The sequence below is a fragment of the Candidatus Effluviviaceae Genus V sp. genome (assembly GCA_014728125.1).
In the GTDB taxonomy this organism is placed as follows: domain Bacteria; phylum Joyebacterota; class Joyebacteria; order Joyebacterales; family Joyebacteraceae; genus WJMD01.
In genome coordinates this window covers 1-7335 of record WJMD01000120.1, presented here as the reverse complement: position 1 = coordinate 7335, position 7335 = coordinate 1, and the positions used below count along the sequence as shown (strand labels likewise).

The 7335-nt window shown below is 66.7% G+C and carries 5 protein-coding genes; 1 reads left to right on the top strand and 4 read right to left on the bottom strand.

Features of this window, described 5'->3' with window-relative positions:
• Window positions 1–2280: T9SS type A sorting domain-containing protein (locus GF405_07465; protein ID MBD3367994.1), on the top strand; the 2280-nt coding region annotated here is incomplete at its 5' end.
• 124 nt (window positions 2281–2404) lie between these two features.
• Here GF405_07465 and GF405_07460 read toward each other — a convergent pair.
• From GF405_07460 to GF405_07445, 4 genes are all read right to left on the bottom strand, one after another.
• Window positions 2405–3685, bottom strand: coding sequence for a hypothetical protein (locus GF405_07460; protein ID MBD3367993.1), 1281 nt, complete (start codon window positions 3683–3685; stop codon window positions 2405–2407).
• A complete protein-coding gene (locus GF405_07455) occupies window positions 3630–4919 on the bottom strand; it encodes an MFS transporter (GenBank protein MBD3367992.1) in 1290 nt (429 codons plus the stop codon). Before GF405_07455 ends, GF405_07460 begins: the two co-directional genes overlap by 56 nt.
• Complete coding sequence (locus GF405_07450; protein ID MBD3367991.1) at window positions 4916–5791, bottom strand: hypothetical protein; 876 nt, start codon at window positions 5789–5791, stop codon at window positions 4916–4918. The genes GF405_07455 and GF405_07450 overlap by 4 nt, the downstream gene beginning before the upstream one ends.
• 166 nt (window positions 5792–5957) lie before the next feature.
• Window positions 5958–7335: DUF3372 domain-containing protein (locus tag GF405_07445; protein ID MBD3367990.1), on the bottom strand; the 1378-nt coding region annotated here is incomplete at its 5' end.

Here is a 7335-nt window from a genome sequence, read left to right as displayed (position 1 = left end):
CGCGTCCGTCTCGACGACGGCGGCGTCTCGTACTACGATGCCGCGCTCGTCGGAAGCCGCGGCCCGTACGACGTGTGGGAGGCGACCGTCCCGGCCCCGTCCGGAAGCACCATCGAGTTCCTCTTCGAGGTCACAGACGGCACCGATACCGACTACCTCGGCCCCTCCGGCATGACAGACACTGTGCCCTCGACGGGCTTTGAGATGGACTTCACGACCCTCTCCCACGCGCCGTACGGCTCGACGCCGGCGGAGGGCGGTGGGGTGGTCTTCAAGGTCTGGTCGCCGGACCGGACCGTCGCGCACGTCCGTGGCGAGTTCAACGGGTGGGGCACGTCCGACCAGATGCAGCGCGTCGGCGATGACTTCATCCTGCACGTGCCGGCGGCCGACGACCGCGACCAGTACAAGTACTACTTCCAGAACTCGGTCTGGAACACCGACGCCCGCGCGAGGGCGCTGGAGCCCGGCGACAACTACAACGCGTACGTCGAGGACCCGACGCGCTACGACTGGCAGGTCGAGGACTTCAACGTGCCGCCCCACGAGAAGATGGTCATCTACCAGCTCCACGTCGGCACCTTCGCCGGATACAACGATCCGTTCGGCTCGACCGCATTCCCGTCGAAGTACGCCGACGTGACGGCGCGCGTCGACCACCTCGTCGAGCTCGGCGTCAACGTCGTCATGCTCATGCCGATCACGGAGTTCCCCTGGGACTACTCGGCGGGCTACAACCCGATCACCCAGTGGGCGCCCGAGGCGTACTACGGCGACCCGGACGACGTGCGAGAGCTCGTGGACGTGCTGCACTCGCGCGGCATCGCGGTGATCCACGACATCGTCTGGAACCACGTCTCGTTCAGCGACAACTTCCTCTGGTACTACGACGGAACGCAGTTCTACTTCGACGACCCGGCCGTCGAGACCCCATGGGGCAGCCAGAACGACTTCGACAACCCGGGCGTCCGGGACTGGTTCATCGAGAGCATGTACATGTGGCTCGGCGAGTACCGCATGGACGGCTTCCGCATGGACGCCACAGAGTTCATGAACATCTACCCGCAGGAGGCCGCCGGCTGGAGCCTGATGCAGCGGTTCAACGACGACATGGACCGCCGGTGGGTCGACAAGATCGCCATCGCCGAGCAGCTCCCCGACGACTCGTGGGTCACCCGTCCGACAAGCTCGGGCGGCGCCGGGTTCGACTCACAGTACTACGACCACTTCACGGACCGCCTGCGCGAGGAGATCATCGACGCGGCGCTCGGCGACCCCGACATGGGCGTCATCGCGGACATCCTCGACGGGAGCGGCGGGTACCTCTCGGGCCGCTACGTCACGAACTACCTCGAGCTCCACGACGAGTGCTGGCCGACGAGCGGCGGGCAGCGGATCGTGAAGACCATCGACACCTCGGCACCGCACGACGACCAGTACGCGAAGGGCCGGACGAAGCTCGCGCAGGGCATCGTGCTGACGGCGCCGGGTGTTCCGGCCATCCACCAGGGCACGGAGTGGCTGGAGGACCGCGACTTCGGCACGGACGCGGCGAACCGCATCGACTGGTCGCACAAGACGACCTACGCGGGCATTTTCGACTACTACGCCGACGTCATCCGGCTCAGGACGACCGAGGACGCTCTCCGCGCCGACTCAGGCATAGAGATCTTCCACGTGAACGACGGCTCGAACGTCATCGCCTACCGTCGCACGAACTACTTCGGAGATGATGTGGTCGTCGTGGCCAACTTCTCGAACTCGGACTTCGGGAACTACCGCATCGGCATTCCGACCGACGAGCCGTGGACCGAGTACGTGAACTCACAGGACCCGGCCTACATGGGTACCGGCACGACGAACCCGGGGCTTCTCTCCCCCGACGCCATCCCGCGCGACGGCTACTCGCAGTCGCTCGAGATCGCGCTCTCGAAGATGGCGCTCGTCATCCTCGTGCCTGACGGCCAGACGGGTGTCGTCGACGGTCCCGGCGAGACGAAGGCCGGCTTCCGGCTGCTGCCGCCCTATCCGAACCCGACGTTCGAGGGCGTGCGCGTGGCGTTCGACCTGCCGGAGCCGGGCCGCGCGAAGCTCGCCATCTACGACATCGCCGGGCGTCTCGTGAAGATCATCGGCGAGGACGAGTTCCCCGCCGGCCGGAGCGAGGTCAGCTGGGACGGCACGAACCGTTCGGGCTCGCGCGTGGCCGCGGGCGTGTACGTCGTCCGCATCGAGTCGGGCGGGAAGGAAGCGCTCAGGAAGGCGGTCGTGCTGAGGTAGCGCGAGAGTCGCGCCGCGCTCGACCGAACAGCTCACACCGAACGAACAAAGCGCCGGGGGCGGATGCTCCCGGCGCTTCTGCTGGTGGCCGTGGTCCCGTGCGCGGCGCGGGACCGGGCCGACCCTAGGCCGTGACGCAGGCGTTCGGGAGCAACCCCGTCTCGAGAAGGTCGTACGTGATCGAGAAGAGCCGCCAGAGCTCGGGCAGCGAGCGGAAGAACCCGAGCAGGCCCTTCCCGCCGCCGATGGTCAGGTCGACGTGCTGGAACGACTCGAGCAGCTCAAGATGCACCTCAGCCTGCGGCGGCGCGTTCTCGGCGATCAGGACGCTCTCGGTGTAGGGCATCATGTCGTCGTCGTACCCGTGTCCGATGATGAGCCGCGCGCGGACCCGGTCCAGTGTGCCGGCCGGCGAGAGCATGTCGAGGTAGCGTCGGATGCGGGGGTTGAGCCGTCCGGTCAGTTCCAGCGCCCGTTCGGGATCGTCGTTCGTCATGAGGTCGACAATGAGCCGGCCCTCCTCGCTGAGCTTCGGCACGAGGTCCGAGACGTCCGCGTCGGGGGCTTCGTACCGCCGCTCGGCGATCCTCCGGAGCGGCTCGCGGTCCGACTCGGTCTCGACGAGACCGACGCTGTTCAGAAGGAACCCCCACCGCCCGGCGTTCCTCGGCTCGAGGTAAACCCACTCGCCGTCCTCGCGGTGGTAGCCGGTCGTCATATACGTCACGATGTGCCGGAGGTCGTAGTAGGCGCCCAGCAGGAAGAGAAACGCGACGTCCTTGTTGATGCGCTCGTCGGCCGCGGCGAGCAGCGCAAGGCCGCCCGCGTAGCTCAGGCCGAACATGCCGACGCGCCGCTCGTCCACGTCCTCGCGCGACGCGAGGTACTCGAACGACGCGACCAGCTCGTCCACATCCGACAGCCTCACCTGAAACCCCCGCAGGTTCACGAAGTCCGGGGCGAGGACGGCGAAGCCGGCGCGCGCCATCGCGTCGGCGAAGTTCGTGAGCCTGGCGTCGTCCCGGCCGCCCGCCGCCACACCGTGGTTCACGACCAACCCCGGATACGGCGGCTCGCCTTCCGACGGGAGGTAGAGCGTCGCGTCGATGGTCCGACCGGCGCCCTCGTACCTCACGTCCGCCACGACGGGGTCCGGGAGCCGCACCTCCGCGGGACCGCTTTCGAGCGGCGTTCCGCTCTCGGCAAGCACCAGGGCGGACAGATAGGCCACGTGGATGCGCTCGGCGTTGAACCAGAGCATCAGCGCCACGGCTACCAGGATCACGAGTCGGATGAACGTCCGTCTCGTGCGCTCCTTCTGCGTCGGTCTCCTTCCCATCACTCCTCCCCTACGAGGCGGCCGCCTCTTCGGCCCTCCGGGCCGCCGCCCGCCCCGCGTCGACATCGACGCGTCCAAGGAGCAGCGCGCCCACGATGAAGAAGGCCGCAACCGACACGATGCCCATCCTGCTGGTGCCGGCGAGCTGTCCGACGAGCCCGAAGATGAAGGGCCCTGCTATGCCTGCGAACTTCGAGCTCGTGCTGAAGAAGCCGAAGAACTCGGCGGCCTTGTGCCGGGGCACCATGGAACCGAAGAGCGACCGGGAGACGGCCTGGGTGCCGCCCTGGACGACGCCCACGCCGATCGCCAGCGCGTAGAAGTGCGCCGCTGTGCTCATGAAGTACGCGGCGACCGATATGACGGCGTAGACCGTGAGCCCCACGAGCACCGCCGGTTTCGGCCCGGTCTTCGAGGCGACCCGTCCGAAGAGGAGTGAGCACGGCACCCCCACGAACTGCGTGAGCACGAGCGCCCCGATCATGTCGTTCAGGCCGATGCCGATCTCGTCGCCGTACGCCGTCGCCATCCGGACGATGGTCCCGATGCCGTCCGAGTAGATCCAGAACGCGATGAGGAAGACGAAGAGATGCCGGTAGTTCGAGAGCTCGCTGAAGGTCGTCCGAAGGCGTCCCCACGCCTCGGGCAGCACCCCGCCTCTCGGAAGACGGATGCCCTCCAGCCGCGGCTCCGGCACGTCCCGGAAGAACGGGACCGAGAACGCCCCCCACCAGACCGCGACGCTTATGAACGACGCGCGGATGGCGAAGCTCTCCCCGGGCATCCCGAACCGGTCGGGAAACATGACCCAGAGCAGGTTCAGAACGAGCAGGATGCCTCCGCCCAGGTACCCCAGCGCGAAGCCGCGGGCCGAGACGTCGTCGATGGTCTCAGGCGTCGTGATGTGCGGGAGAAGCGACTCGTAGAAGACGTTGCCGCCGGCGAACCCGATGTTCCCGGCGATGAAGAGGAACGCGGCGGGGAGCCACGCCTCCGAACCGAGCGTTGCGAAAAGGGCCGTCGCCAGGATACCGAGGCCTGCGAAGAGGCCGACCAGCCGTTTCCTCGAGCCCGAGACGTCGGCGACGGCGCCCAGGATGGGCGCTGAGAGCGCAACGAGGACGAGCGCCGCGGAGGTGGTGTAGCCCCACGTAGCGGTGGCGTCCGCCGAGGCCATCCCCGCGCGCGTGGCCAGCGAGCGGAAGAAGGGCGGAAAGAGCGCCGCCATGATGGTCGTGGCGAAGGCGGAGTTCGCCCAGTCGTACAGGCACCACGACCGTATGGCGCGCCGGTCGCTCACCGGAACATGGCCTTGATCCCGCCCCAGCTCCCATCCTGAACAGGCGTGAAGAACGGGTCGTCGATCTCGTAGATCCGGTTCGTGGCCCAGCTGGTGATCCAGAGCGTACGTTCGCTCCGAAGCCGCCCGATGCTGACACCGAACGCCACGCTTCCGTACCAGTGCGAGGGGAACGCGTCAACGACGTTCATCCCCATGTCACAGACGTAGATGAACGTGTTGTAGGCGTCCATCAGATAGATGTGACCCGTCATCGGGTCGAAGTCGATACCGCCCCCGTGACTGCCCGCTCCGGCTCCGGCTCCGGGATGAGGCCAGGTATCGACGGGCTCAAACGCCTCGGTACACCTGATGATCGTGTCGTTATCGTAGCTCGAGAGATAGAAGAAGGCTCCGTCGAAGGCGATGCCCGCGACACCCGGACAGAAGTCCCTGACGTTGATCGAGTCGACCAGAGCACCGACCTCATCGAACACGAAGATCGGATCCTGGGTCAAGTCGTGGCCGTTGTAGTCGGTCGTGTAGATCAGCCCGCCCTCAGGGTGACCCACGTAGCAGACACCGTTGATCTCAGCGTCGAACCCCAATTGAGAAGCCATGTCGACGAGAAGGTGGGGCATCCCGTTCGGCTCAACCTCATAGAGATACCCATCGACCTCCGTGCCGAAGTACATGATGCCCATTCCCGGAACCCAGTCAAGCCCCATGGCGCTGACGTGAGGTGGACCTGGCGCCGCGAAGGAGTCCTGGATCGCGCGCTCGAACTGCGCCCCGGGGACGCCTCCGGACGGCAGGACGTCGGAGAGCGACGACGAGGCGGCTCCCACCGTCGTCAGCACAAGGAGACAGACGAACACTGTCGCACACCGCATGGCAACCCCCTGTGGAAAGGTGCGCTTTCCGCAAACGTGGGCACCGTACCACGCACGCGGGGAACCGCGCAACCGGCAACGCCGGGTCAAAATGAACGGGGCGCCGGGTCTCCCCGGCGCCCCGTGGCTGGTCCTTCCTGCGCCGTGTCAGGCGACGCGGCTGCTCCTACTCCGGCTCGACGAAGACCGCCGTCGTCCGGCCCGGCACGACGAACGTGCCGTTGGACTCATACTCGGCGCCGCGGACGACCGCGTCGTTCGACTCGGTGAAGACCGGATGGAGCACGAACGCCCGGTCCTCGAAGGCGTCGTCCTGGAACGAGACGCCCTGCGAGCCCGCATTGACCACGACGACCAGCGAGCGGTGCTCCGGGTCGAGGTCCGGCTTCCCCTCGACCTCGTCCGAGACGCTCATCACGATGAGGCCCGGGACCTGGTCTCTCCCTGTGTTCCAGAACGCGACGCGCGACCTCACGTCGTCGCCGGTCCTCAGGCGGAAGAGCGGCGTGCTCTTCCGGATTGCCAGGATCTCCTTCATGTGCTCGACCGTCATCGAGATGTGCGAAGGACCGGGCGTGATTTCCTCGTTGCCGAGGATCGGTCGGATGATGTTCCACCGGTCGCGGTTCTTCTCGGCGATCGGGAGCCCGACGCCGAAGTTGTTCGACTGGTACGTGAAGTCGAGCTTGTTGAACCAGTCGCCCGAGTTGTAGCTGTCGGCGTCCATCGACTTCGAGCGGAGCATGTCCACGCCCGCGTGGAAGAACGGAATGCCCTGCGTGAAGGCCGTCACCGACATCGCGACCATCTGCATGCGCACCCGGTCGTCCATCGAGGCCGACGAGGGCGCCGCGTACTGGATCTTGTCGAAGAACGTCTCGTTGTCGTGCGCCGAGACGTAGGTCAGCGCCTCCTGCGGGTCGAGCGCGTACCCGACGCCGTCGAAGCTGCCCATCACGGGCCGACCGGTCGCGTCGGTGAACCGGTAGTTCTTGAGGTTCCCGGCCATCCCGACCCGAATGCGGTCGGCCGCGCGGAGCATGGCCATTCTGTCCGTCTGCCCCGTCGCGAAGCCCCTGTCGCGCCGGTCGGAGAACGCGCTCCCGCCGCGCACGGCGTCGCGGATGCGGTCGTTGAACGTGCCGATGCCGGTCCCGGCCATGTTGTGCTGGGTCGCGTTGACGCCGCGCCGGCCGCCCTGCACCTCGCCGAAGTCCCAGCCCTCGCCGTAGACGTAGATCGCCTCGCCGTCGACGCCGTCCTTCTCCATCGTCAGGGCGTCGAGCGCCTCACGGACTTTGACCATGTTCGACTTCATGTGATGCCCCATGAGGTCGAAGCGGAACCCGTCGATCTTGAAGTCGGTCGCCCAGTGGACGACGTCGTCCACCATGAACCGCTCCATCATGTAGTGCTCGGTCGCGGTGTTCTGACAGCAGGTGCTCGTCTCGACGAACCCGTCCATGTTGAGGCGGTGATAATAGCCGGGGACGATCTTGTCGAAGACCGACATCTCGGCCGTGCCGCTCGCGTGGGTGTGGTTG